The organism is Micromonospora sp. NPDC048830 (assembly GCF_043198215.1).
Classification (GTDB): Bacteria; Actinomycetota; Actinomycetes; order Mycobacteriales; family Micromonosporaceae; genus Micromonospora.
Map to the genome: position 1 here is coordinate 23,026 of NZ_JBICUP010000028.1, position 24,987 is coordinate 48,012.

Annotated in this window: 25 protein-coding genes and 1 pseudogene; 20 read left to right on the forward strand and 6 right to left on the reverse strand. The window is 75.0% G+C overall.

Annotated elements, in window-relative coordinates; translation table 11 throughout:
• Positions 1-250: 250 nt before the first annotated feature.
• The 4 genes from ACGFIZ_RS22415 to ACGFIZ_RS22430 all read left to right on the forward strand — a co-directional run bounded on the left by ACGFIZ_RS22415 (position 251) and on the right by ACGFIZ_RS22430 (position 4,283).
• A complete protein-coding gene (locus ACGFIZ_RS22415; RefSeq protein ID WP_393422102.1) occupies positions 251-820 on the forward strand; it encodes an HPP family protein in 570 nt (189 codons plus the stop codon).
• Positions 817-3,258 (forward strand): molybdopterin oxidoreductase family protein, encoded by a 2,442-nt coding sequence (locus tag ACGFIZ_RS22420; RefSeq protein WP_393422104.1) that lies wholly within the window; start codon positions 817-819, stop codon positions 3,256-3,258. Before ACGFIZ_RS22415 ends, ACGFIZ_RS22420 begins: the two co-directional genes overlap by 4 nt.
• A 1-nt stretch (position 3,259) precedes the next feature.
• On the forward strand, positions 3,260-3,718 hold the full coding sequence (locus ACGFIZ_RS22425; protein ID WP_347670650.1) for a hypothetical protein: 459 nt from the start codon (positions 3,260-3,262) through the stop codon (positions 3,716-3,718).
• A gap of 157 nt (positions 3,719-3,875) precedes the next feature.
• Positions 3,876-4,283 (forward strand): hypothetical protein, encoded by a 408-nt coding sequence (locus tag ACGFIZ_RS22430; protein WP_393422106.1) that lies wholly within the window; start codon positions 3,876-3,878, stop codon positions 4,281-4,283.
• Positions 4,284-4,392: 109 nt separating this feature from the next.
• Here ACGFIZ_RS22430 and ACGFIZ_RS22435 read toward each other — a convergent pair whose 3' ends face one another.
• Complete coding sequence (locus ACGFIZ_RS22435; protein WP_393422108.1) at positions 4,393-4,638, reverse strand: flavin reductase; 246 nt, start codon at positions 4,636-4,638, stop codon at positions 4,393-4,395.
• 635 nt (positions 4,639-5,273) lie between these two features.
• Between ACGFIZ_RS22435 and ACGFIZ_RS22440 the strand changes: the two genes are divergently transcribed.
• The 3 genes and pseudogenes from ACGFIZ_RS22440 to ACGFIZ_RS22450 all read left to right on the forward strand — a co-directional run.
• Entirely contained in the window at positions 5,274-6,056 is a 783-nt protein-coding gene (locus ACGFIZ_RS22440) for a helix-turn-helix transcriptional regulator (protein WP_393422110.1), read from the forward strand.
• Positions 6,047-6,235 carry a DUF397 domain-containing protein gene (locus ACGFIZ_RS22445; protein ID WP_393422112.1) on the forward strand — a complete coding sequence of 63 codons (189 nt, stop codon included), beginning with the start codon at positions 6,047-6,049 and terminating at the stop codon, positions 6,233-6,235. The genes ACGFIZ_RS22440 and ACGFIZ_RS22445 overlap by 10 nt, the downstream gene beginning before the upstream one ends.
• Before the next feature lie 207 nt (positions 6,236-6,442).
• Positions 6,443-6,547: pseudogene (locus ACGFIZ_RS22450) on the forward strand (DUF397 domain-containing protein); the annotation flags it as partial.
• A 688-nt stretch (positions 6,548-7,235) separates the two neighbouring features.
• Here the strand turns inward: ACGFIZ_RS22450 and ACGFIZ_RS22455 are convergent.
• Positions 7,236-7,454 (reverse strand): DUF397 domain-containing protein, encoded by a 219-nt coding sequence (locus ACGFIZ_RS22455; RefSeq protein WP_013287999.1) that lies wholly within the window; start codon positions 7,452-7,454, stop codon positions 7,236-7,238.
• A gap of 66 nt (positions 7,455-7,520) precedes the next feature.
• Between ACGFIZ_RS22455 and pepN the strand changes: the two genes are divergently transcribed.
• The 5 genes from pepN to ACGFIZ_RS22480 all read left to right on the forward strand — a co-directional run bounded on the left by pepN (position 7,521) and on the right by ACGFIZ_RS22480 (position 12,914).
• Entirely contained in the window at positions 7,521-10,037 is a 2,517-nt protein-coding gene (gene pepN / locus ACGFIZ_RS22460; protein ID WP_393422114.1) for an aminopeptidase N, read from the forward strand.
• A 99-nt stretch (positions 10,038-10,136) separates the two neighbouring features.
• On the forward strand, positions 10,137-10,733 hold the full coding sequence (gene nadD, locus ACGFIZ_RS22465; RefSeq protein WP_393422116.1) for a nicotinate-nucleotide adenylyltransferase: 597 nt from the start codon (positions 10,137-10,139) through the stop codon (positions 10,731-10,733).
• Between the two features lie 110 nt (positions 10,734-10,843).
• The gene (gene rsfS / locus ACGFIZ_RS22470; RefSeq protein ID WP_347669554.1) at positions 10,844-11,248 is read left to right on the forward strand and encodes a ribosome silencing factor; all 405 of its coding nucleotides are present in this window, start codon (positions 10,844-10,846) and stop codon (positions 11,246-11,248) included.
• The gene (locus ACGFIZ_RS22475; RefSeq protein ID WP_393422119.1) at positions 11,245-11,874 is read left to right on the forward strand and encodes a histidine phosphatase family protein; all 630 of its coding nucleotides are present in this window, start codon (positions 11,245-11,247) and stop codon (positions 11,872-11,874) included. The genes rsfS and ACGFIZ_RS22475 overlap by 4 nt, the downstream gene beginning before the upstream one ends.
• Before the next feature lie 167 nt (positions 11,875-12,041).
• A complete protein-coding gene (locus ACGFIZ_RS22480) occupies positions 12,042-12,914 on the forward strand; it encodes a DegV family protein (RefSeq protein WP_393422121.1) in 873 nt (290 codons plus the stop codon).
• Positions 12,915-13,018: 104 nt separating this feature from the next.
• Here ACGFIZ_RS22480 and ACGFIZ_RS22485 read toward each other — a convergent pair whose 3' ends face one another.
• Positions 13,019-13,264 carry a hypothetical protein gene (locus ACGFIZ_RS22485; RefSeq protein WP_393422123.1) on the reverse strand — a complete coding sequence of 82 codons (246 nt, stop codon included), beginning with the start codon at positions 13,262-13,264 and terminating at the stop codon, positions 13,019-13,021.
• A 557-nt stretch (positions 13,265-13,821) separates the two neighbouring features.
• Between ACGFIZ_RS22485 and ACGFIZ_RS22490 the strand changes: the two genes are divergently transcribed.
• The 4 genes from ACGFIZ_RS22490 (at position 13,822) to ACGFIZ_RS22505 (ending at position 18,718) form a co-directional block, all read left to right on the forward strand.
• Positions 13,822-14,751 carry a helix-hairpin-helix domain-containing protein gene (locus ACGFIZ_RS22490; protein WP_393422217.1) on the forward strand — a complete coding sequence of 310 codons (930 nt, stop codon included), beginning with the start codon at positions 13,822-13,824 and terminating at the stop codon, positions 14,749-14,751.
• Entirely contained in the window at positions 14,748-17,204 is a 2,457-nt protein-coding gene (locus tag ACGFIZ_RS22495) for a ComEC/Rec2 family competence protein (protein WP_393422125.1), read from the forward strand. Before ACGFIZ_RS22490 ends, ACGFIZ_RS22495 begins: the two co-directional genes overlap by 4 nt.
• 123 nt (positions 17,205-17,327) lie before the next feature.
• A complete protein-coding gene (gene holA, locus ACGFIZ_RS22500) occupies positions 17,328-18,305 on the forward strand; it encodes a DNA polymerase III subunit delta (protein ID WP_393422127.1) in 978 nt (325 codons plus the stop codon).
• Positions 18,302-18,718 carry a hypothetical protein gene (locus tag ACGFIZ_RS22505; protein WP_393422129.1) on the forward strand — a complete coding sequence of 139 codons (417 nt, stop codon included), beginning with the start codon at positions 18,302-18,304 and terminating at the stop codon, positions 18,716-18,718. Before holA ends, ACGFIZ_RS22505 begins: the two co-directional genes overlap by 4 nt.
• A 231-nt stretch (positions 18,719-18,949) precedes the next feature.
• Here the strand turns inward: ACGFIZ_RS22505 and rpsT are convergent, their stop codons facing one another.
• Together rpsT and ACGFIZ_RS22515 are read right to left on the reverse strand one after the other, a co-directional pair.
• Entirely contained in the window at positions 18,950-19,216 is a 267-nt protein-coding gene (gene rpsT / locus ACGFIZ_RS22510) for a 30S ribosomal protein S20 (protein ID WP_393422131.1), read from the reverse strand.
• 357 nt (positions 19,217-19,573) lie between these two features.
• A complete protein-coding gene (locus ACGFIZ_RS22515) occupies positions 19,574-20,566 on the reverse strand; it encodes a phosphotransferase family protein (protein ID WP_393422133.1) in 993 nt (330 codons plus the stop codon).
• A 72-nt stretch (positions 20,567-20,638) separates the two neighbouring features.
• Here ACGFIZ_RS22515 and ACGFIZ_RS22520 point away from each other — a divergent pair, with 72 nt between their 5' ends.
• Positions 20,639-21,175, forward strand: coding sequence for a DUF4240 domain-containing protein (locus ACGFIZ_RS22520; RefSeq protein ID WP_393422135.1), 537 nt, complete (start codon positions 20,639-20,641; stop codon positions 21,173-21,175).
• A gap of 300 nt (positions 21,176-21,475) precedes the next feature.
• Entirely contained in the window at positions 21,476-23,353 is a 1,878-nt protein-coding gene (gene lepA / locus ACGFIZ_RS22525) for a translation elongation factor 4 (protein ID WP_393422137.1), read from the forward strand.
• Between the two features lie 213 nt (positions 23,354-23,566).
• Here lepA and ACGFIZ_RS22530 read toward each other — a convergent pair whose 3' ends face one another.
• Entirely contained in the window at positions 23,567-23,794 is a 228-nt protein-coding gene (locus ACGFIZ_RS22530) for a hypothetical protein (RefSeq protein ID WP_393422139.1), read from the reverse strand.
• 341 nt (positions 23,795-24,135) lie between these two features.
• Here ACGFIZ_RS22530 and ACGFIZ_RS22535 point away from each other — a divergent pair, with 341 nt between their 5' ends.
• Both ACGFIZ_RS22535 and ACGFIZ_RS22540 read left to right on the forward strand, forming a co-directional pair.
• Positions 24,136-24,423, forward strand: a complete 288-nt coding sequence (locus tag ACGFIZ_RS22535) for a GlsB/YeaQ/YmgE family stress response membrane protein (protein ID WP_393422141.1) — start codon at positions 24,136-24,138, stop codon at positions 24,421-24,423.
• A 259-nt stretch (positions 24,424-24,682) separates the two neighbouring features.
• Positions 24,683-24,964, forward strand: coding sequence for a GlsB/YeaQ/YmgE family stress response membrane protein (locus tag ACGFIZ_RS22540; RefSeq protein ID WP_393422143.1), 282 nt, complete (start codon positions 24,683-24,685; stop codon positions 24,962-24,964).
• Positions 24,965-24,987 lie beyond the last annotated feature (23 nt).

Here is a 24,987-nt window from a genome sequence, read left to right on the forward strand (position 1 = left end):
CCCCGGCCACTTCCGCCGCCCGGCCCGGCCACTTCCGCCGCCCGGCCCGGCCACTTCCGCCGCCCGGCCCGGCCACTTCCGCCGCCCGGCCCGGCCACTTCCGCCGCCCGGCCCGGCCGCTTCCTGTCGGCCGCCGGCCCGGGCGTCTCGCGCCGGCCGCCCCGGGCCGGGTTCTGCCCGCCCGCTTCGTTTGCCGCCGGTCCCTCGCCGGCCCGGGTTGGCCCGCCGCGCGCCGGGTATATCAGCCGCTATGCCGCACGAGACCGACGAGCCGCCCTCTCCCGCCGCCGAGGGTGCGCGCGCGTTCGGCGGTGCCGTCGTCGCCGTGGTGGTGGCCGGCACCGTCGCCCTGCTGACCCGGCAGCCCTGGCTCCTCCCGAGCCTCGGCCCGGCGATCATGCTGCACGTCGAGCAGCCCGAGAAGCCCCAGGCGTCTCCCCGCAACACGGTCATCGGCCACCTCGTCGCCCTGCTCGCCGGGTACGCCCTGCTGGTGGCGACCGGGCTGACCGACCGGCCCTCGGCGTTCCAGGAGGGCGTCACCGGGCTCCGGATCGTCGCCGCGGTCGGCTCGCTGGCGGTCACCTCGCTCGTGCTCGTGCTGCTCAAAGCGGCACATCCGCCGGCCGGAGCGACCACACTGATCGTCAGCCTGGGGCTGCTGCACACCCCCGGCCAGCTCGTCGTCGCGGCCGCGGCCGTGGTGCTGGTGACGCTGGTCGACCTGCTGTTCAACCGGGCCACCGGCCGACGCATGCCGCTGTGGCAGTCGCCCGACGCGCCGGGCTCCGGCCGGGCGGCGACATGGAGGGAGGAGTGACGGTGGTGGACCGGATCGCGGACCCGTGGGGGCCGCGCACCCCGTACGGGCCGGGTGAGTCCTGGCCGGCGCGGGTGGACACGTTCCTCGCCGACGGGCACACCGACGCGGACGTCGACCGCTGGGTGCCGTCGGCGTCGATCCTGCACTCCAACGGCGACGCGATGGACATCGCCGTGCACGACGGCCGGATCGTCGGCGTACGCGGGCGGCCGTCCGACCGGATCAACCACGGCCGCCTCGACGTCAAGGACCTGTACGGCTGGCAGGCCAACCACAGCCCGGACCGGCTGCGCCACCCGCTGGTGCGCGAGGGCGACCGCCTCGTCGAGACCGACTGGGACACGGCGATGGGCCGGATCGTGGCCCGCTCGACGGAGCTGCTCGCCGGCCCCGGCGGGTGGGGACACTTCGGCTTCTACACCTCCGGCCAGCTCTTCCTGGAGGAGTACTACACGCTGTCGGTGATCGGGAAGGCCGGGATCGGCACCCCGCACATGGACGGCAACACGCGGCTCTGCACCGCCACCGCCGCCTCCGCGCTCAAGGCGTCCTTCGGCACCGACGGGCAGCCCGGGTCGTACACCGACGTGGATCACTGCGACGCGATGGCGCTGTGGGGACACAACGTCGCCGAGACCCAGTCGGTGCTCTGGATGCGGATGCTGGACCGGCGGCGCGGCCCGAACCCGCCGGCCATGCTCGCCGTCGACCCCCGCGCCACCCCCGTGGCCCGGGAGGCCGACGTGCACCTGGCCGCCCGCAACGGCACCAACCTCGCCCTGCTCAACGGCCTGCTGCGCGAGCTGATCCGGCGCGGCTGGTACGACGAGGCGTACGTGCGGGCGCACACGGTCGGCTTCGAGGAGCTGTGCCGGGTGGTCGAGGACTACCCCGTACGCCGGGTGGCGGAGATCTGCGACGTGCCGGCCCGCGACGTGGCGGCCGCCGCCGAGCTGCTCGGCACCTGCGACCGGCTGCTCTCCACCGTCCTGCAGGGGTTCTACCAGTCCAACCAGGCGACCGCGGCGAGCTGCGCGGTGAGCAACCTGCACCTGATCCGGGGGATGCTCGGCCGCCCCGGCGCCGGCCTGTACCAGATGAACGGCCAGCCCACGGCCCAGAACAACCGGGAGTGCGGGGCCGACGGCGACCTGCCCGGGCTGCGCAACTGGGAGAACCCCGAGCACGTCGCGCAGCTGGCCCGGCTGTGGAACGTCGACGTCGACACGATCCCGCACTGGTCGCCGCCGACCCACGCCATGCAGATCTTCCGGTACGCCGAGCAGGGCTCGATCAAGCTGCTCTGGATCTCGGCCACCAACCCGGCGGTGTCGCTGCCGGACCTGGCCCGCGTCCGGCGGATCCTGGCCAAGCCGGAGCTGTTCCTGGTGGTGCAGGACCTGTTCCTGACCGAGACCGCCGAGCTGGCCGACGTGGTGCTGCCGGCCGCCACCTGGGGCGAGAAGACCGGCACGTTCACCAGCGTCGACCGGACCGTGCACATCTCCGACAGGGCCGTCGACCCGCCCGGCGAGGCCCGCCCCGACCTCGACATCTTCCTCGACTACGCGCGCCGGATGGACTTCCGGGACCGGGACGGGAACCCGCTGATCCCGTGGTCCGACCCGGAGTCGGCGTTCGAGGCGTGGAAGGAGTGCTCGCGGGGCCGGCCGTGCGACTACACCGGCATCGCGTACGAGCGGCTGCGCGGCGGCGGCATCCAGTGGCCGTGCAACTCGGAGCACCCCGACGGCACCGAGCGGCTCTACACCGACGGCGTGTTCAACACCGACCCGGACTACTGCGAGACGTACGGGCAGGACCTGGCCACCGGCGCGGAGCTGCTGCCGGACGAGTACCGCGCGAAGGAGCCGCGCGGGCGGGCGTTCCTGCACGCCACGCCGTACCAGCCGTCGCCGGAGGTGCCGAACGACGAGTACCCGCTGCTGCTCACCACCGGCCGGACCGTCTACCAGTTCCACACCCGGACGAAGACCGGCCGGGCCACCCAGCTCGTGCACGCGGCGCCCGAGGTCTGGGTCGAGGTCAACCCGGCCGACGCCGACCGGCTCGGCGTGGGGGAGGGGGACCGGGTCCGGCTCGAGTCGCCGCGCGGCGTCGTCCGCGCCCGGGCCCGCGTGTGCGGGGTACGCCCCGGCGTGGTCTTCGTGCCCTTCCACTACGGCTACTGGGACGCCAAGGACGCCGAGCCGGACCGGGCGGCGAACGAGCTGACGATCACCGCCTGGGACCCGGTGTCCAAGCAGCCGATCTTCAAGGTCGCCGCGGTCCGGCTGGTCCGCGAGGGCGACTCGGGCGGGCGCCCCGCCCCGGCGCCCACGGTCGGCGGCAGCGCCCCCGTGGCGGGCGCGGCCGTGCCCGCCACGGTGGGCGGCCCGGCGGCCGAGGCGACGTCGACGACGGAAGGGTCCTGACGTGCACCTGGCGCACTATCTCGGACTGCTGCACCGGGCCCAGCTCCGGCTCGCCGACGCGTACGACGAGGTCGCGTCCGCGCACGGCGACGAGATGGACGTCCACCACCTCTGCCAGCGGCTGGCCGCCCAGTGCCGGCAGCACGCCCAGCGGCTCGACCCGTTCGCCCGCCGGTACGCCGAGGAGGCCCCGGCCGAGCCGGACCGGCTGCACTCCGAGCTGTTCCGGGGCACCCGGACGGGCGGCATCGGGCTGCTGCGGGACCTCCAGGACGTGTACCTGATGGCCGCCGAGTGCGACATCTCCTGGACGGTGATCGGCCAGGCCGCGTACGGGGCCCGCGACGAGGAGCTGCTGGCCGTGGTGCGCGCCTGCGAGGGCGAGACGGCGACGCAGCTCAAGTGGCTGCGTACCCGGATGAAGCAGGCCGCCCCGCAGGCCCTCGTGGTCGCCGACTGAAAATCCTCCATCATCCGACGGGTCGGCCCGCCCTGGGAGGGGCCAGCGCGACTCCTGCTGGCCCCTCCCAGGGCGGCCGGCGGCTGGTTGTCTGGTCGCGGGGCCGGCCGCCGGGTCGGCCCCTGACGCCAGGTCACGAGCGGGACGGGGAGGACACATGCGGGCGAACGGGTCGGGGTACTGGCGCCAGCGGCTGATGGTCAACGGGCTGGCTGCGGGCCGGGCGAACGAAGGCGTCGGGCGGCCGGACGTCCCGCTCCTCGCCCCGTCCCGGCCGCAACGACGTCCGCCGCGCCACTTCACCGTCCACCTCGGCTTCGAGGCCGACGGCGCCGACCGGGCCCGGGAGCTGGCCGTCGCGTACGCCGAGGGGCTGAGCCTGCTGCGCCCCGAGCTGGCGCTCGGCGCCGCCGCGCTCTCCCCGGCCGACGCCTGGCACCTGGCCGAGCGGCTGTTCTGCGGGGCGCGCGGCCCGGACGGTGAGCGCTGCGCCGACGTGACCGGCCACCCCGGCTTCCACCACGCCGCCGGCCTCGGCGGACTGGGCTGGGGCGACGGCGACTGATCGCTTCGTCTCGGGCGGCGCTCACCTCCGCGAAACGTTGGCAGCCCAGCGGCACCTTTCCCGGTGTGTCGAGTAGCTGAGCTGCCAACGTTCACCGGCCGGCCGGCCCTCAACGGGCTCTCGCCCAGTTCAGGAACCGGTCGTGCAGGTTGGCCGGGCGGGCGTGGCCGTTGAGCGCGGCGAGGTGCTCGGCGGCCTCGGCCATCAGCGTGCTCAGGTAGACGAGCAGCGCGGTGCGGTCGTTGCGGTACTCGGTCAGCAGGACGAGGCGGGCCGGCTGGCAGGGCCACTCCGCGCCGCAGTTGCGGCAGCGCCAGAGCGGCCGCATCGGCTGGTGGGGGACGATCCGGGTCACCAACGGCCCCTGTTGGCCCGCCAGGTCTGGGCCGGCGTGAGCCATCCGGCGCGCCCGACGACGGGATACGCGACGGTGGGCTGCCCCGCCCACGCGGGGGACGCGTTCCGGGAGTCGACGGATGGCCGCCGCTGGCCGGGAACGGATCGACTGTCAGGTGGCGGGGTGGGCCGGCTGTCTGGCGACGGGGTGGGCCGGCTGTCCGGCGACGGGATGGGCCGGCTGTCCGGCGACGGGATGGGCGGCTGTCTGGCGACGGGGTGGGCCGGCCGTCTGGCGACGGGGTGGGCCGGCTGTCCGGCGGCGGTGTCGTGGAGCCGGGGCGGAAGCGGTGGGACGGGGTCGGGTTGCGGTGCGCGCCGGGGCGTGGTCGCCAGAGGCGGAACGGCATGCGGGTTCCTCCTGTCGGGGGGATCGGGGGTGGTGGCCCCGGCTCGGGTCGACCGGGGCCACCGCGCGGAGCCGGCCGCCGGGCGTCGCCTCCACCAGCCGGGTCGCGTGCTTCCAGCCTGGACGCCCCGCAGTTACGGTCGGAAGTCGAAACGAGACGTTGAGTGCGTGACCGGGCGCCCTGCGGGTGGCGGAGGGCGGGCCCACACGAATTGAAGGAGGAATGAGGGAGCGGTGAGGACACAGTGAAGAACGGCGTGGAGTTCCTGGTCGGCGAGCTGCGGGCGGCGCGGGTCGCGCGTGGGCTCAGCCAGGACGAGTTCGGCAAGCTGATCAACTATTCGGGCACGCACGTCGGAAACGTCGAGGGCGGGCAGCGCCCGCTCAAGGTGGACTACGTCAAGGCCGTCGATCAGGCGCTGCAGACGGGCGGGATCTACCAGCGACTCTTCGAGAAGATGGGCGCGCCGATCTGGTTACGCGAGTGGATCGAGGACGAGCAGCGGGCCACCTCGCTGCGCTGGTACGAGCCGGCCTGGGTGCCGGGCATCCTCCAGAGCGAGGAGTACGCGCGGACGACGCTGGCCGGCGAGCTGCTGCGACCGGACGACGTGGACCGGCTCGTCGGCTCGCGGCTCAGCCGGCAGGCGTTGCTGCACCGCGACCCGCCGCTGTTGCTGACCGTGGTGCTGGACGAGGCGGTGCTCCGGCGGACGGCCGAGCACCAGCGCACGATGATGACGGCGCAGCTCGAACACCTGCCGGCCTGCGCCGAGCTGCCGCACGTGCAGATCCACGTCGTGCCGTCCAGCGTCGGGCTCTACGGCGGGCTCGGTGGGCCGTTCGTCATCGCCGGGCTGCCCGACGGCGGCCGCGTCGCCTGCGCCGACGGCCAGCTCGAACCGCAGATCACCGACCGCCCCGAGGACGTTGCTACGCTCGAACATCGGTGGGAACGCATCCGTGCCGAGGCGTTGCCCCGCCAGGAATCCCTGAACCGGATCAAAGAGGCGGCATCATGGACGTGACCGGCGCCCGCTGGCGCAAGAGCACCCGCAGCGGCAACAACGGCGGCAACTGCGTCGAGGTGGCCGACAACCTGCCCGGCGTCGTCCTCGTCCGCGACACGAAGGACCGCGACGGCGGCACGCTGACCTTCGCGCCCGCCGCCTGGCGCGCCTTCGTCGGCGGCCTCGCCCGCGCCTGACGGCCGGCGCCGGCGAGCTGGGCCTGCGCCGGCGAGCTGGGCCTGCGCCGGCGAGCTGGGCCTGCGCCGGCGAGCTGGGCCTGCGCCGGCGAGCTGGGCTCGCGCCCGCGAGCTGGGCTCGCGCCCGCGCCATGTCGGGGACATTGGGCCATCCCGCCGCTGGGATAGCGCAATGTCCCCGACATGGTTGCCCCGGCTCGGCCTCGGCCCCGGGCCGGCCTCGTCCGCGACACGAAGGACCGCGACGGCGGCACGCTGACCTTCGCGCCCGCCGCCTGGCGCGCCTTCGTCGGCGGCCTCACCCGCGCCTGACGGCCGGCGCCGGCGAGCTGGGCCTGCGCCGGCGAGCTGGGCTCGCGCCCGCGAGCTGGGCCTGCGCCCGCGAGCTGGGCCTGCGCCCGCGAGCTGGGCCCGCGCCCGCGAGCTGGGCCTGCGCCCGCGCCATGTCGGGGACATTGGGCCATCCCGCCGCTGGGATAGCGCAATGTCCCCGACATGGTTGCCCCGGCCTCGGCCCCGGCCCCGGCCTCGGCCCCGGCCTCGGCCTCGGCCCCGGCCTCGGCCCCGGCCTCGGCCCCGGCCTCGGCCCCGGCCTCGGCCCCGGCCTCGGCCCCGGCCTCGGCCCCGGTTCCGGCCCCGGCCTCGGCCCCGGCCTCGGCCCCGGCCCCGGCCCCGGCCTCGGCCCCGGTTCCGGCCCCGGCCCCGGTTCCGGCCCCGGCCCCGGTTCCGGCCCCGGCCCCGGTTCCGGCCCCGGTTCCGGCCCCGGCCCCGGCCCCGGTTCCGGCCCCGGCCCCGGTTCCGGCCCCGGCCCCGGTTCCGGCCCCGGCCCCGGTTCCGGCCCCGGCCCCGGCCCCGGCCCCGGCCCGGCCCCGGCCCCGGCCCCGGCCCGGCCCCGGCCCGGCCTCGGCCCCGGCCCGGCCTCGGCCCCGGCCCGGCCTCGGCCCCGGCCTCGGCCTCGGCCCGGCGCAAGGAGGTGCGGGGGCACGCGAGCGCCAGGCGTTCAGTCCAGGTCGAACTCGCCGTCCTGGGCGCCCGCGACGAAGGCGTCCCACTCGGCCTGGGTGAAGACCAGCACCGGGCCGTCCGGCTCCGCCGAGTTGCGCATCCCGATGAGGTCGTCGACGAAGGCCACCTCGACCGCGCCCTCAGAGGTGTCGCCCTCGGCCCGCTGCCAAACCGCCCGGGAGAGGTCGAAATCGCCCTTGGGGTGCTGACCCATTGTTTTTCCTCCATCGCGAAGCGTCACGGGAAACGAGTGTGGTTCCCCATCGGGCAGGATAAGCGGATGCCGAGCCTGAGCCGAGTAGAGGCGACCGCGCGTGGCGCGCTGATCATCGTCGAGTCCTACCAGGTGGACCTCGACGTGACCGGCGGCGGCGACACCTTCCGCTCCCACGCCACGATCCGCTTCCGGGCGACCCCCGGGGCGGAGACGTTCGTCGAGATCCGCCCCGCGAGACTGCTGACCGTACGCCTCAACGACCGCGACCTGGACCCCGCCGCGCTGGCCGACAACCGGCTGCCGCTGCCCGGGCTGGCCGAGGCGAACACGCTGGTGGTCGAGGCGGAGATGGCGTACTCGAACACCGGCGAGGGGCTGCACCGGTTCGTCGACCCCGCCGACGGCGAGACGTACCTGTACGCCATGTCCTTCCTGGACAACGCCCAGCGGATCTTCGCCGCGTTCGACCAGCCCGACCTGAAGGCCCCGGTCACGCTCTCGGTCACCGCCCCGCCGCAGTGGACGGTCGCCGCCAACGGCGAGCTGGCCGCCACCCCCCGGCCGGGTCGCTGGGAGTTCGCCCCGACCGCCCCGCTGGCGCCGTACTTCGTCACGCTGATCGCCGGGCCGTGGCACGTCCGCCGCGACGAGCACCAGGACATCCCGCTGGGCCTGTGGTGCCGGCGGTCGATGGCCGAGCACCTGGACGCCGACGTCGACGAGCTGTTCACCGTCACCCGGCAGTGCCTGGACCGGTTCCACGAGCTGTTCGCCGAGCGCTACCCGTTCGGCAAGTACGACCAGGCGTTCGTGCCGGAGTTCAACGCCGGCGCGATGGAGAACCCCGGCCTGGTGACCTTCCGCGACGACCTCGTCTTCCGTTCCGCCGTCACGGACAGCCAGCGCGAGCAGCGGGCCACCACGGTGGCGCACGAGATGGCCCACATGTGGTTCGGCGACCTGGTCACCATGCGCTGGTGGGACGACCTGTGGCTGAACGAGTCGTTCGCCGAGTACCTGGGCACCCGGGTCACCGCCGAGGCGACCCGGTTCGACCGGGCGTGGACGACGTTCGCCATGCGCCGCAAGGGCTGGGGGTACGCGGCCGACCAGCGCCCGTCCACCCACCCCGTGGCGCCGGAGGAGGTCGCCGACGCGGCCGGCGCGTTGCAGAACTTCGACGGCATCTCGTACGCCAAGGGCGCCAGCGTGCTGCGTCAGCTCGTCGCCTGGCTGGGCGACGAGGCGTTCCTGGCCGGGCTGAACGCCCACTTCGCGGCGCACCGGTTCGGCAACGCCACCCTGGCCGACCTGCTCGGCAACCTCTCCGCCGCCAGCGGCCGGGACCTGTCCGGCTGGGCGGAGCGGTGGCTGCGTCGGGCCCAGGTGAACACGCTGCGGGCCGAGGTGAGCGTCGATGCCGACGGCCGGTACGCGTCGGCGGCCGTCGTGCAGACCGCGCCGGAGACACACCCGGTGCTGCGCCCGCACCGCATCGGCGTCGGCCGGTACTCCCTCGACGGCACGGTCGTGCGCGACGAGGTCGACCTCGACCCGGACGCCGACGGTGGCCGTACCGTGCTCGCCGGGCTGACCGGGCAGCCGGCCGCACGGCTGCTGCTGCCCAACGACGGCGACCTCACCTTCGCCAAGATCCGCCTCGATCCGGCCTCGGCGGACGCCGTACCACAGGTCCTGCCGACGCTGGCCGACCCGCTGGCCCGGGCCCTGCTGTGGGGCGAGGCGCTGGACGCGGCCACCGACGGGGAGCGGCCGGTCGCCGGGCTGGTCGTGCTGGTGGCCGCCGCGCTGCCCGGCGAGCCCGAGCTGATCGTCGTCGAGGACGTCCTGCGGACGACCCGGTCGTTGGTCGACCGGTACCTCGACCCGGCGGGCCGCGACACGGCGCTGGCGGCGCTGGCCGACGCCTGCCGGCGGATGCTGGCCGAGGCCCCGCGGGGCGGGTCGCGGCAACTCGCCGCCGCGCGGGCGCTGATCGGCGCGACCACCGACACGGGCCTGCTCGCCGGCTGGCTGGCGGGCCGGGGCGTGCCCGACGGGCTGGCCGTGGACGCCGAGCTGCGCTGGTCGCTGCTGGGCCGGTTGGTGGTGCTCGGCGCGGCCGGGCCGGACGAGATCGTCGCCGAGGCGGCGGCCGACCCGACCGCGACCGGCGCGGAACGGGCCGCCCGGTGCCGCGCCGCGCTGCCCGACCCGGCCGCCAAGGCGGCGGCGTGGGAGATCGTGGTGGGCAGCACCGAGCTGTCGAACCGGCTGGTCGAGGCCGCCGCGCTGGGCTTCTGGCAGCCGGAGCAGGTCGAGCTGACCGAGCGGTACGTGGCGCGGTACTTCGCCGAGATGCCGGCGGCCGCGCGGCTGCGTACCCCCTGGATGGCCGACCAGATCGCGCGCGACGCCTTCCCCCGCTACGCCGTGGCGCAGCGCACCCGGGACCTGGCCGCGGCGTTGCTGGCCCGCGACGACCTCACGCCCGGCCTGCGCCGGGTGGTCGTCGACGAGGACGACGACCTGCGGCGCGCCCTCGTCGCCCGCACCGGCGCCGCCGCCGTCGCCGGCTGACGGGGTGCGACCGGGCCCTGCCCCGCCGTTCCCCCTCGGCGGGGCGGGCGCTGGCCGGGGGCTGGGCTGCTCCGACCGCAGGCGGCATACGATCAACGGGTGGAGGACGACATCCGGCGGATCGGGATCATGGGCGGCACGTTCGACCCGATCCACCACGGGCACCTGGTCGCGGCCAGCGAGGTCGCGGACCGGTTCGGGCTGGACGAGGTGGTCTTCGTGCCGACCGGCCAGCCGTGGCAGAAGGCGGACGAGCCGGTGAGCCCCGCCGAGGACCGGTACCTGATGACGGTGATCGCCACCGCCTCCAACCCCCGGTTCCAGGTCAGCCGGGTCGACATCGACCGGGGTGGGCCCACCTACACGGTCGACACGCTGCGTGACCTGCACGCCGTCTACGGCCCGAAGGTGCAGCTCTACTTCATTACCGGGGCGGACGCGTTGGAGCGCATCCTGTCCTGGAAGGATCTGGACCAGACGTTCGAGCTGGCCCACTTCATCGGGGTGACCCGGCCCGGCTTCGAGCTCACCGACGCGCACCTGCCCGCCGACACGGTGAGCCTGGTGCAGGTGCCGGCCATGGCCATCTCGTCGACGAACTGCCGCGACCGGGTCCGCCGGGGCGAGCCGGTCTGGTACCTGGTGCCCGACGGTGTGGTGCAGTACATCGCGAAGCGCGGCCTGTATCGTGAGTGATCTTGCCCGATATGTGAGCTTCTGTCCGGGTAATCAACCGGAACGGACAAGTGCTCCCGCCCCCGGGTGTGAGACGCTTGGAGGGTCGCACGGTTGATCGAAGGAGTACGGTGACAGTTTCCGAACGCGCTCACGAGCTGGCGATGGCCGCCGCCCAGGCCGCGGCCGACAAGAAGGCGCAGGACATCGTCATCATCGACGTGGGTGACCAACTCGCCATCACCGACGCGTTCGTGCTCGCCGCCGCGCCCAACGAGCGCCAGGTGCTGGCCATCGTCGACGCGATCGAGGAGCGCCTGCTCGAGCTGCCGGAGAAGGCCAAGCCGGTCCGGCGCGAGGGTGAGCGGGGCGGGCGCTGGGTGCTGCTCGACTACGTCGACATCGTGGTGCACGTCCAGCACGCCGAGGAACGCGAGTTCTACGCCCTCGACAAGCTGTGGAAGGACTGCCCGCAGATCCCGTTCGTCGACCGGGACCTGGTCGAGGCGGACGCCGGCAGCACCAGCGCCGAATGACCCGACTGATCGTCTGGCGGCACGGCAACACCGACTGGAACGCGGCCGGCAGGGTGCAGGGGCAGACGGACGTACCGCTCAACGACCTCGGCCGGGAGCAGGCCGCCGCCGCCGCGTCGGTGCTCGCCGCGCTGCGCCCGGACGCGATCGTGGCCAGCGACCTGAGTCGCGCCGCGGACACGGCCGCCGCGCTGGCCGCGCTGACCGGGCTGCCCGTGCGCACCGACGCTCGGCTGCGCGAGCGGCACTTCGGGCGGTGGCAGGGGCTGCTGCTGACCGAGGTGGCCGAGCGCCACCCCGAGGAGTACGCCCGCTGGCGGGCCGGCGACCCCGACCCGGGCGCGGACGTCGAGAGCCTCGACGACCTCGGCAAACGGCTCGGCACGGCGCTGCAGGACGCCGCGGATGCCGCACCGGGCGGCACCGTCGTGGTCGCCACCCACGGCGGCGGCGCCCGACAGGGCTGCGGATACCTGCTCGGCTGGGACCGCACCGTGCTGCGCACCATCGGCTCGCTGAGCAACTGCCACTGGACCGAGCTGCGCCACGGCGGCCCGCAGGGCTGGCACCTGCGCGCCCACAACGTCGGCCCGCTCCCGTCCGCCCCGGCGGCCGAGCCGGTCTGACCCCGGCGGTCGTTGGTGGCCCGGCGGCCGTGGCGGTCTAGCCCGGCGGTCGTGGGTGGTCCGGCCCGGCGGCCGAGGCGGGTCTGGTCGGGCGGGCGGAGGTCGGTGCGCCGTCTCGGCCGTTCGCCGGGGGGCGGCCGGCGGCGACATCGGCTAGCGTGCCGAACATGCCCGTCGCGGTCGTCACCGACTCCACCGCCTACCTTCCGCCCGAGCTGGTGCGGGCGCACCGGATCACCGTCGTACCGCTGACCGTCGTGCTCGACGGCACGGAAGGGCAGGAGGGGGTGGACGTCCTCCCGGCCGACGCGGCCCGGGCGCTGGGCGGGCGCCGGGTGTCCGTCAGCACCTCCCGACCGGCGCCCGAGCAGTTCGCCGGGACGTACCGGCGGCTGCTGGACAACGGGGCCGACGGGGTGGTGTCGGTGCACCTGTCGGCCGGGCTCTCCGGCACGGTGGAGGCGGCCCGGCTGGCCGCCGCCGAGCTGGGGGACCGGGTCGCGGTGGTCGACAGCCGGTCCACCGGGATGGGCCTCGGCTTCACGGCGCTCGCCGCCGCCGAGGCCGCCGAGGCCGCCGCGGGAGGCGCGGACCTTCCCCGGGTACGCCGCGCGGCGCTCGACGCGGTGGCCAGGACCACCATCTTCTTCTACGTCGACACGCTGGACTTCCTGCGCCGGGGCGGGCGGATCAACGCGGCCGAGGCGCTGCTCGGCACCGCCCTGTCGGTGAAGCCGATTATGCACATGCCGGACGGGGCGATCGTGCTGCTGGACAAGGTCCGCACCGCCACCAGGGGGTTGGCGCGGCTCGTCGACCTGGCCGTCGAGGCGGCCGGCGACGCCGACGTCGACCTCGCCGTGCACCACCTGGCCACCCCGCAGCGCGCCGAGCAACTCGTCGCCGCGCTGGCCGAGCGGCTCGGCGACCGGCTGCACGCCACGTACGTCACCGAGGCCGGCGCCGTGATCGCCGCGCACGCCGGCCCGGGGCTCGCCTGCGTCGTCGTCCACCGCCGCCCCGGCCCGGAGGCCGCCTGAGCCGTCCCGGCCCGGAGGCCGCCTGAGCCGCCCCGGCCCGGAGGCCGCCTGAGCCGTCCCGGCCCGGAGGCCGCCTGAGCCGCCGTGGGCGGCTGGCCGGAACCTCAGAGGTCCAGCCCGAGGTCGACCAGTCCCGCCACGCCGATCACGCAGCCGAGGACGAGGAACGCGACACCGCCCCGGCGCTCCTCGCGCCGGGAGACGTTCGAGGGCCGGGCGGCGCGCCAGAGCAGGAATCCGCCGATCACGACGAGGACCAGGCCCAGGATCGGTACGCCGCTCGGCGACAGCTCGTTCACGGCCTGTGGTGGCAGGTTGGCCAGCGACGGATGCGAGGAAAGGCGAAGCACGCGGCAAGACTAGTGAGCTGGCGCCAGCACCGGTGCCGGCAGACCCGAGCCCGTTTGCTGACGTCCCATTAGCACACCGGGTGCATGATCAGGCGCCTGCCCACAGGCCGTCTGACTGTCCACAACCCAGACCTGCCGGGCCTCGTACGGCCTCGTCGGCGGCCTAGCCTCGCGCCGTGTCAGACGATGAGGAGACGGCCGTACGGCGACGCCTGCGGTGGCTGCTGCCCGACCGGTCGCCGGTCGAGCACCCCGCCCCCAACCCGCTCCCGCACGGCGGCCTCGCTGGCGACGGCCGTGCCTCTGCGGCCTCGGCCTCGCGGGCCGCGAGGGAGACGGGCAGCGCGCCGGCACGGCTGCCAGGGCCGCCGGGGGAGGGTCCCGACCCCGCGGGCGGGTTGGCGCAGGCACTGCGCGAGCGCCGGGGCGCCCACTTCGTCCCACTCGGGGAGCGTCCCGAGCCCGCGGGCGGGCCGGCGCGGGAGCGGCGGGGCCCGCCGGTGTGGACGGTCGGTGCAGGGGCGGGGGAGCACCGTTACCCGGCCGGCGCGGCTTCGATGCCTGTCGTCGTGCCGCCGGAGGAACGGTGGACGCCGGCCGCCGCCGAGCCGGACGAGCGGCCCGTGCCGTGGCCCGGTTCCGGCCTGTCCGGATCCCGCCCCCTGCGGTCGCGCCCGGGGGCGGGGGCCACGGCCGACGACCGCCAGCCGTGGCCTCCGGACGTTCCGGGCGCGGAGGAGACGCCGGGCGCCGCCGACGTGCCGGCCGGTGACGAACCGGGCTGGGCGGGCGAGCCCGCATCCGACGCCGAGCCGGCGACCGGGCGGAGGCTGTCCCGGCTGCCCGGGCCCGGCGCGTTCGACCCCGGCCGGCGGGGCGTCCGGGCGTTGGCCGCCATCGCCGCCGTGGTGGTGCTCGGGGCCGGCTTCTGGGCATGGCGGGCCCGCCCGCAGGCCGAGCCGGTCCGGGCCACCGCGCCTGCCGGCGGCCCCGAGGCGTCCGAGCCGGCCGCCCCGGCGGCCCCCGGGGCGTCGCCGGGCGGCGAGCTGGTGGTGGCGGTCGCCGGCAAGGTACGCCACCCCGGGCTGGTCCGGGTGCCGGCGGGCGCGCGGGTCGCCGACGCCGTGCAGGCGGCCGGCGGTGCGTTGCCCGGTGTGGACGTGGCCCTGCTGAATCCGGCCCGCAAGGTCACCGACGGGGAGCTGATCCTGGTCGGCGTCCCCGCTCCGCCGGGCCAGACTGCTCCCGCCGGTGCGGCGCAGCCCGGTGCCCCCGCCGGCCCGGGCCAGCCCGGTGGCCTGGTCAACCTGAACACGGCCACGCTGGCGCAGCTCGACGCGCTGCCCGGGGTGGGGCCGGTGCTGGCCCAACGCATCCTGACCCACCGCGACCAGCACGGCGGTTTCCGCTCGGTGGGTGACCTGCGCCAGGTCGAGGGCATCGGCGACGCCCGGTACGAGCAGCTCAAGGACCTGGTGACGGTGTGAACGGCCCCGCTCGGCCCGTCCGGCGCGAGCCCCGGCCCGAGGGCGCCCGGGCCGCGCCGGCCACCGGTCCCGACGCACCGGGCGCCGGCGGCGCGAGCACGCCACCCGACCTACGGCTGGCCGGGCTCGCGGTGGCCGCCTGGCTGGCCGCCCTGGCCTGCCTGCACCTGACCGCCCGCACGGCCGCCGCGCTCGCCGCCGCTGCGGCCGCGCTCGCCGCGCTCGCCTCGGCACACCTGCTCGGCCTGCTCGGGCGCCCCGCCCCGGCCGTCCGCCGGTACGGGTGGATCGCGGTGGCGGTGCTGCTCGGCGTCGTGTGCGGGGCAGCGGCGACCGCCGCCCGGCTCGCGGTCCGGGACGCCCCCGCCGTCCGAGCCCTCGTCGAGGAACGCTCCCCGGTCGACGCCGAGCTGGTCGTGCGGGACGACCCCCGCCCGGTGCGGGGTGCCACCGGCGGACCGGCCACCCTGCTGGTCCGCGCCGAACTCGTCACCCTGGCCGCTCCCGACGGGCGGCGGGTCTCCGCGCCGCTGCGCGTCCTGGTGCTCGCCACCGATCCGGCCTGGCGGGGCCTGCTGCCCGGGCAGCGGCTCACCACCGAGGGGCGGCTCGGCGCGCCGCGCGGCGGCGACCTCACCGCTGCCGTGCTCACCGTCCGCGCCGCGCCGACGCTGCACGGGCCACCGCCGTGGTCGCAGCGCGGGGCCGGCACGCTCCGCGTCGGCCTGCAACGGGCCTGCGAACCGCTGCCCGACGAACAGGGCGGCCTGCTGCCCGGCCTCGTCGTGGGGGATACCAGCCGGCTGCCGCCGACGGTGGAGGAGGACTTCCGGGCGACCGGGATGACGCACCTGAACGCGGTCTCCGGCTCCAACGTAGCGATCGTCGTCGGGGCGGTCCTGCTGCTGGCGCGCTGGAGCCGGGCCGGCCCCTGGCTGGCCGCCGGGTTGTGCGCGGTCGCCCTGGTCGGCTTCGTCATCCTGGTCCGCCCCTCACCGAGCGTGGTGCGCGCCGCCACGATGGGCGCGATCGGCCTCGCGGCTCTCGCGGCCGGTCGTCCACGGGCAGCCCTGCCGGCGCTCGCCGCGGCGGTGGCCGCGCTGGTGCTGGTAGATCCGGACCTGGCCGGCGACCCGGGCTTCGCGCTGTCCGTCCTGGCCACCGCGGGCCTGCTGCTGCTCGCCCCGGCCTGGCGGGACGGGCTGCGCCGGCGGGGCGTGCCGCCCGGGCTGGCCGAGGCGCTCGCCGTGCCGGCCGCCGCGCAGCTCGCCTGCGGCCCGGTGGTCGCCGGGATCTCCGGGACGGTGAGCCTGGTGGCCGTGCCGGCGAACCTGCTCGCGGTGCCGGCGATCGCGCCCGCCACGGTGCTGGGTGTGGCCGCGGCGGTGCTCTCCCCCGTGTGGCCCGCGGGCGCGGAGTTCGCGGCCTGGCTGGCGAGCTGGCCAGCATGGTGGCTGGTGACGGTGGCCCGGTACGGGGCCCGGCTGCCGGCGGGCACGCTGCCGTGGCCGGGTGGGCTGACGGGCGCGCTGCTGCTGGCGGGGCTGACCGTGGCGCTGCTGGTCGCCGCCCGCCGGCCGGTCGTGCGCCGGCTGGTGGCGGTGGTCGCCGTCGCGGTGATCGTCGGCACCCTGCCGGTGCGGCTCGTCGCCGGCGGCTGGCCGCCCTCCCGGTGGGTGGCCGTGACGTGCGCGGTGGGGCAGGGGGACGCCCTGGTGCTGCCGGTGGCCGCCGGCCGGGCGGTGGTGGTCGACGCGGGCCCCGACCCGGCGGCGGTGGACGGCTGCCTGCGCCGGCTCGGCGTGCGGGAGGTGTCGCTGCTGCTGTTCAGCCACTTCCACATCGACCACACCGGCGGGGTCGCCGGGGTCTTCCGGGGTCGCCGGGTGACCGCCGTGCGTACGCCGCAGTGGCCCGAGCCGGCCGCCGGGCGGGACCTGGTCCGGGGCGCCGCCGCGGTGGGCGGGGCGGGGCTGGCCCCGGCGACGGCGGGGTGGACGTACCGCGACGGGACGGTGGAGTTGGTGGTGCTCGGGCCGCCCTATCCGCTGCGGGGCACGCGGTCCGACGCGAACAACAACTCGTTGGTGCTGCTCGCCACGGTGGCCGGGGTGCGCGTCCTGCTCGCCGGGGACGCCGAGACCGAGGAGCAGCGAGCCCTGCTCGATCGCGCGCCGCCCGGCGGGATGCGGGCCGACGTGTTGAAGGTCGCCCACCACGGGTCGGCATACCAGGAGCCGGCGTTCCTGGACGCGGTCCGGCCCAGGGTGGCGCTGGTGCCAGTGGGCGTGGGCAACTCGTACGGGCATCCGAACCCGGCCGTCCTCGCCCGGCTCGCCAGAGCCGGAGCCCGGGTGCTGCGTACGGACACCGACGGCGACCTCGCCGTGGTCCGGCACCGGGACGGGCTGGCCGTGGTGACCCGGGGGACGCCGCCGGGCAGACGGCCCTGAGGATCGAGGGTTGTGATGGCATTGAGGTGGAGCCGAGGTAAATGTCTGGATTTGCGCTGAGTGCGGGCTCTCCCATCGGAGGGCCCGACGAGCAGGCACGAAGCCGCACCCGGGCGTGCGAATATGGGCGACGTGACCTCGGCCGACCTCGCTCCCATTCTGCTCGTCCTCGGCGACGAGGAGCTGCTCGCCACGCGCGCGGTGACCGAAGCCGTGGCGCGGGCCCGCGCCGTCGACCCCGACGCTGACGTCCGCGAGTACCAGGCCGGCGCGTTGACGGTCGGCGAGATCGCCGAGATGCTCAGCCCGTCGCTGTTCGGCGGCAGGCGGGTGCTCGTGCTCCGCTCCGGCCAGGACGCCCGCAAGGACCTGGTCACGGCCCTGCTGGCGTACGCGAAGAACCCCGACCCCGACGTCCAGTTGGTCGTCCTGCACCTCGACGGCGCGAAGGGCAAGGCGTTCGCCGACGGGCTGCGGGCGGCGGGTGCGACGGTCGTCCCGGCGGCCAAGCTCAAGGGCCACCGCGAGCGGGTGGCCTTCGTGCGGGACGAGATCCGCCGGGCCGGCGGCAAGTGCACCGAGGACGCGGCCGAGGCGCTCATCGCGGCGGTCGGCACCGACCTGCGGGAGCTGAGCGCTGCCTGCTCCCAGTTGATCGCCGACACCGACGGGCGGATCGGGGCCGACACGGTGGCCCGCTACTACAAGGGGCGGGTGGAGGTCAGCGGCTTTACCGTCGCCGACGCGACCATGGTCGGAGACGTGCCGGCGGCGCTGGAGGCCCTGCGCTGGGCGCTGCACGTCGGCGTCGACCCGGTTCCGATCGCCGACGCCCTGGCCGACGGGGTCCGCACGGTTGCCCGGGTCGCCGCTGCCGGGCGGGGCGACCCGTACCAGCTGGCGAGCACCCTGGGCATGCCCGCCTGGAAGATCAAAAATGCCCAGCAGCGGGCCCGGGGCTGGACGCCCGATGGCCTGGTGGAGGCGATGAGAGCCGCCGCCGAGTGCAACGCGGCGGTCAAGGGCGGCTCGGACGACCGGGCGTACGCCTTGGAGCGCGCCGTCTTCGCCGTCGCGGCAGCCAGGCAGGGCACCCGGTGAACCGCCCGGTCCGGGCGTCGTGGGCGACCGTGCCCACCGAGGAGGAGCGCTACCGCCCCCTCTACGCCCGGGCCCTCGGACTGCGGTTCGTCAACCCCGGCGGGATCCTCTGCTTCCTCTTCTTCGAAGGCAGCGTCGCGCTCGCCGTCCTGCTCGCCCTGGCCGAACTGGTCACCTGGTGGGCGGTGCTGATCCTGCCCGCAGCCGTGGCGGCGATGGTCAAGCTCAACGACATGGTGGCCGAGGTGGTGGTCCGGGCCGCCGCGCTGGTGCCCGAGCAGGAACGGGACCGGTTCCGGCGCCAGATCGAGCCGGTGGTCGGCCGGGCCCGGGTGCGGGGGACGGGCGGATACGGCGTCCCCGAGGCGCCCGGTCTGACGGGCCGGCCCCGCGTCGACGGCCCCGAATCCTGACCGCCCCGCATCCTGACCGCCCCAAGTCGGGCGGCTTGACCCGCCGCTCGGGTTCCCGCCACGTCGGCGATGTGGCGGGGTCGTGGCGGCCGGGTTCCCGCCATGTCGGCGGTGTGGCGGGGTCGTGCCGGCCGGATTCCCGCCATGTCGGCGGGATGGCGGGGTGGAGACGCCGAAAACCGGAAGCCCCGGGGGATCCCGGGACTTCCGGTCAGGTCTGCGGTCGCCGCGTCAGGCGGAGAACGAAGCCACGCGCTTGGCGATCGCCGACTTACGGTTCGCCGCCTGGTTCGCGTGGATGACGCCCTTGCTGGCCGCCTTGTCCAGCTTGCGGGCGGCGTCTCGCATGAGGACGGTCGCCTTCTCGGCGTCGCCGGCCTCGGCGGCCTCGTGGAACTTCCGGATGGCGGTCTTCAGCGACGACTTGACCGACTTGTTACGCAGCCGGCGCTTCTCGTTCTGCCGGTTGCGCTTGATCTGGGACTTGATGTTCGCCACGCGACAGCCTCGTCCTATAGCTCGGGTTGGTTTGCTTCTACGCCCGACGAGCATGGGTCATCGCCGCGCGAAGAGCCAGGTTACCAGGTCCGCCGCGACGAGCCAAAACCGCGCGGGCCGGCCGCGCCGACCGGGCCCTCCACCGGCGCCGCCGTGATCGTCTGCTGTCCACGTGGAGTTCGCCCGGCGCGTCGCCTTCGGAAACGACAGACGATCACGCCCCCAGGCCCGACGCCCCCAGGCCCGACGCCCCCAGGCCCGACGCCCCCAGGCCCGACGCCCCCAGGCCCGACGCCCCCAGGCCCGACGGACCCAGGCCCGACGGTGCCAGGCCCGGCGCACACTCCAGGCCCCCGTTCAGCGCCACCCCTGCCGGCCGGCGAGCCAGTCGAGCGCCTGCTCACCGCTCCACCGCTGATGGGCGCGGATGTGCGGGGAGGCGCTGCTCGGGCCGGCGGCAGCCGACGTGAGCAGGTACCCGGCGAGGGCGGCGAGGGTCACGTCGAGGGCGTCCGGGGGCGCGCCGGCGGCCGCCGGGTGCCGGGCGAAGAGCGTGTCGGCGTCCAGGCCGCTGGCGTGGGCGGTGATCAGCAGGCTGACCAGGTCGAACCAGGCCGGGCCGTGGCACAGCCAGTTCCAGTCGCAGAACCAGGCCCGCCCGGCCTGGTCGACGAGCACGTTGTCCAGCCGCAGGTCGCCGTGGGCCAGGCCGCCGCGCTCGGCGTACCCGGGCAGGCGCGACTCCAGCGCGACCAGCTCGGCCGTCCGACCCCGCGCCGCCGGCGGCAGGTCCGGGGCGGGCTCCCGGCCGGCGGCGACCTCGCCCCACCACAGGATGTCGTCGCGGGCCAGGTCGGCGAGCCGGGGCAGGCCGAGCGCGACCAGTTCGGGCGGCGACCCGGCCAGCGCGGCGGCCACCTCGGCGTACCCGGTCAGCGTCGCGTCGAGGTCGGCCGCCGTCCAGGGCAGCGCGGGCGTCCGGCCGTCGACGGCGTCGAGGCCGAGTGCGAACCAGCCGGCCGCGCTCACCGTCCACCTGGGGCGGGGGACCGGCAGGCCGGCGGGGAGGCGGTCGAGGACGGCCGCCTCCCGGACGTACCAGTCGACGAGGTGCCGCTGGTCCGCCAGCGACGCCGCCTTGACGAACGCGCGCCGGCCGTCGGCGGTCTCCAGCACGGCGGCGAAGCCCCGGGTGAATCCCGCGCCCGCGACCCGGGCCGCCGCCACCGGCGCGCCCAGCCGCCCGGTCACGGCCGCCCGCAGCGCGGGCGGCAGGTCCGCCCAGGCCGGGCGGAGCGCGGTCGAGTCGTACGGCACCGGGGGCAGCGAGATCGCGCGCACCCTGCCCATGCTGCCCCACCGGCACCACCATGGCGCGGTGCGCGGCCGGGGCGTCGGCCCGCTCTGTCAGACTGGCGAGCCATGAGGACCGACGACTTCTGGCAGCTGATCGACCGCGCCCGAGCCGGCGCCGGGGCATCGGCGGACGCGGTCGCCGCCCGCGCGGTCGCCCTGCTGGCCGAGCGGGCCCCGGAGGAGATCGTCGGGTATGCCCACCACCAGCGGCGGGTGCTCGCCGCCTCCTACAAGGTCGACCTGTGGGGCGCGGCGTACCTGATCAACGGGGGCGCCTCCGACGACGGCTTCGAGTACTTCCGCGGCTGGCTGATGACCCTGGGCCGGGCGGTGTTCGCCCGAGCGGTGGCCGACCCAGACTCCCTCGCCGAGCTGCCGCAGGTCCGGGCCGCCGCGCTCAGCGGCGCCGAGTTCGAGTGCGAGGACATGCTGGCGGTGCCCTGGGAGGCGTACCGGAAGGCGGCCGCGGCCGACCTGCCGGCGGACCGTGACCCGGTGCCCGTGCCCGACCTGAACGACTTCTGGGACTTCGACGACGAGGAGGAGGCCGGCCGGCGGCTGCCGCGGCTCGCCGCCCTCTTCGCCGCGCCGCCGGAGGAGTGAAGCCGACCGGAGGAGTGAAGCCGACCGGAGGAGTGAAGCCGACCGGAGGAGTGAAGCCGACCGGAGGGGTGAAGCCGACCGGAGGGGTGAAGCCGACCGGAGGAGTGAAGCCAGCCCGAAGAGTGAGCCGGCCCGCGTTCGACTTCGCCGCGCCGCCGGGGGGAGCGAGCCGGCCCGGGTTCGGCGGTGGCCGTCCCGGCGGCGGTGGAGTGATCGGACCGCTCGGCGGGCGACGTGGGAGCATAGAGGGGGCCGGCGTCGCGCCGGCCTGCTCACGTCAGCCGACCAGAACGGACCGCTGTGCCACCGACGCTCGATTCCGGCGCGAACGCTCCTGGTGCCACCGACCCGGCGCGCATCCGGAACTTCTGCATCATCGCCCACATCGACCACGGGAAGTCGACCCTGGCCGACCGGATGTTGCAGCTCACCGGCGTGGTCGACCCCCGGCAGATGCGCGCGCAGTACCTCGACCGGATGGACATCGAGCGTGAGCGCGGCATCACCATCAAGAGCCAGGCCGTGCGGATGCCGTGGACGATCCGGGAGGGCGACCGCGCCGGCGAGCAGGCCGTCCTCAACATGATCGACACCCCGGGCCACGTCGACTTCACGTACGAGGTGTCCCGGTCCCTCGCCGCGTGCGAGGGCGCGATCCTGCTGGTCGACGCCGCGCAGGGCATCGAGGCGCAGACCCTGGCCAACCTCTACCTCGCGCTCGAGAACGATCTGCACATCATCCCGGTGCTCAACAAGATCGACCTTCCGGCCGCGCAGCCGGAGAAGTACGCCGAGGAGCTGGCCCACCTGATCGGCGGCGACCCGACGGACTGCATCAGGGTCTCGGGCAAGACCGGCGAGGGCGTGCCGTACCTGCTCGACGAGATCGTCCGGCAGTTCGTCCCGCCGGTGGGCGAGGCCGCCTCGCCCGCCCGGGCGATGATCTTCGACTCGGTGTACGACGTCTACCGGGGCGTGGTCACGTACGTCCGGGTCGTCGACGGCCGGATCAGCGCCCGCGACCGGATCAAGATGATGTCGACCGGCGCCACCCACGAGCTGCTGGAGATCGGCGTCATCTCCCCGGAGATGCAGAAGGCCGACGCGCTCGGCGTCGGCGAGGTGGGTTACCTGATCACCGGCGTGAAGGACGTCCGGCAGTCCCGGGTCGGCGACACGGTCACCATCAACGCCAGCCCGGCGACCGAACCGCTCGGGGGCTACAAGGACCCGAAGCCGATGGTCTACTCCGGCCTCTACCCGATCGACGGGTCCGACTACCCGAACCTGCGGGACGCGCTCGACAAGCTCAAGCTCAACGACGCCGCGCTCGTCTACGAGCCGGAGACGTCCGGCGCGCTCGGTTTCGGCTTCCGCTGCGGCTTCCTCGGCCTGCTCCACCTGGAGATCATCCGGGAGCGGCTGGAGCGGGAGTTCAACCTCGACCTCATCTCGACCGCCCCGAACGTGGTGTACCGGGCCATCCAGGAGGACGGCCAGGAGGCCGTGGTCACCAACCCGAGCGAGTACCCCACCGGCAAGATCGCCGAGGTGTACGAGCCGACCGTGCGGGCCACCGTGCTCACCCCCAACGACTACGTCGGGGCGGTCATGGAGCTGTGCCAGGGCCGCCGGGGCAGCCTGCTCGGCATGGACTACCTTTCGGCCGACCGGGTGGAGCTGCGCTACACCCTGCCCCTCGCCGAGATCATCTTCGACTTCTTCGACCAGCTCAAGAGCCGCACCAAGGGCTACGCCTCGCTGGACTACGAGCCCTCCGGCGAGCAGGCGTCCGACCTGGTGAAGGTGGACATCCTGCTGCACGGCGAGCCGGTGGACGCGTTCAGCGCGATCGTACACAAGGACAAGGCGTACAACTACGGCGTCAACATCGCCGCGAAGCTGCGCAGCCTGATCCCCCGGCAGCAGTTCGAGGTGCCCATCCAGGCCGCCATCGGCAGCCGGGTGATCGCCCGCGAGACCATCCGGGCGATCCGCAAGGACGTGCTCGCCAAGTGCTACGGCGGTGACATCAGCCGCAAGCGCAAGCTGCTGGAGAAGCAGAAGGAAGGCAAGAAGCGGATGAAGATGGTGGGCCGGGTCGAGGTTCCCCAGGAGGCCTTCATCGCGGCGCTCTCGTCCGACAGCGGCGACGGGAAGGCTCCCGGCAAGAAGTGAGCTTGGGCCGGCGTGCGCCGGTCACCCTCCGCCGCACGGCCGGCACCCACGGCGTACGCCCGGGTGCCGGCCGTCGGCGTACGGCCCGCCGCTCGCCGGACCCTCGGCGTACGGATCACCGTCGGCATGATCCGTCGCCGGCGAGACCGGGCCGGCTTGACCCCTCACTCCCGGGCGGTCGTGTATCCAAGGCCCGTCAGCCGGGTTGCATGGTCAGAACCCGGTCAGCGGCCCCGAGTAGTTGTAGGGATCATTCGGATCATCGGGGTCATGGTCGACATACTGCGGACGAGGCTCCTCGGGGGCGCGTGACGGCTGCAGGACATGGATCCATTGCTTCCGCTGCTGGCGACGGTGAGCCAGTGCCGCGAACGCGAGCAGGGCCGCGAAGAAGAGAACGAGGATCAAGACGTATCCGACTAGCGAGATGCGCTTGGCCACCCCTGACGCCCGAGCGTGTCTCGACGCTAACAGTCCGCATTGGTCGCTGGTAGCGTCCGAATCGCTGATGGGCGAAGTGGCCCCCGGGCGCTCGACCTGGAGGCGGTCGGCCCCACGCTGCCCCCGGTCCACCTCCGGTCGGTGCTCGAGTCCACCGCCCGCCTCAACATCTGGCAGGGCAGCCTCCGCTCCGGCAGGACCGTGTCGAGCCTGCTCCGCCGCGCCCCAATCACCGGCTGCGGAGGGAACGGGCTCCGGTTTGGATTTCCGGACGCTCGGGAACTTTGGCGGTCAACGACAGCAACGACACATCGTTGCGACGGATTTTGAGGAGGGTGACCGTGGAGCTCACCGTCTGGGGCATCATCACCGCGCTCGTCGTCGGTCTCATCGTCGGCGCGCTGGGCCGCCTGGTCGTCCCGGGCCGGCAGAACATGCCGATGTGGCTGCACATGCTGATCGGCGTGGGCGCCGCGCTGCTCGGCACCGTGCTCGCCCGCGCCATGGGCATCGCCACGGAGACCGCCGGGATCGACTGGGCGGAACTGCTGGTCCAGGTCGTGCTGGCCGCCATCGCCGTGGCCCTGGTCGCCGGCGTGGGCCGGCGCCGGAGCGTCACCCGCTATTAGGCCATGACGCCAGCGCGACTGCGGCGGGCGCCCGACCATTCCGGTCGGGCGCCCGCTCGCGTGCTGGCCGCTCGCGTGCTGGCCGCCCGGGAGCGCGGCGGGTCCGCCGCCGGCCGGCGGCGGTGCCTACCTGGGGAAACGTCGCCTCCTGATGCTCGTCGGGCTGGCTGTCCGGATCGGCCGGTTTGGACTTTCCGCCGCCCGGGAACTTAGCGGTCACGACAGTGATTGACCGTGAAGCTTTCTGAGGAGAACGACAATGACCGTTACCGGAATCATCACCGCGCTCATCGTCGGTCTGATCGTGGGCGCGCTGGGCCGCCTGGTCGTCCCGGGCCGGCAGGACATGCCGATCTGGCTGCACATGCTCGTCGGCGTCGGCGCCGCCCTGCTCGGCACCGTGCTGGCCCAGGCGATCGGCATCTCCACGAACACCTCCGGTGTCGACTGGGGCGAGCTGCTGGTCCAGGTGGTCGTCGCCGCCATCGCGGTCGCGATCGTGGCGAGCATCGGTGGCCGGCGCAGCGTCACGCACCGGTAATCGACCTCCCCGCGAAGGGCGCC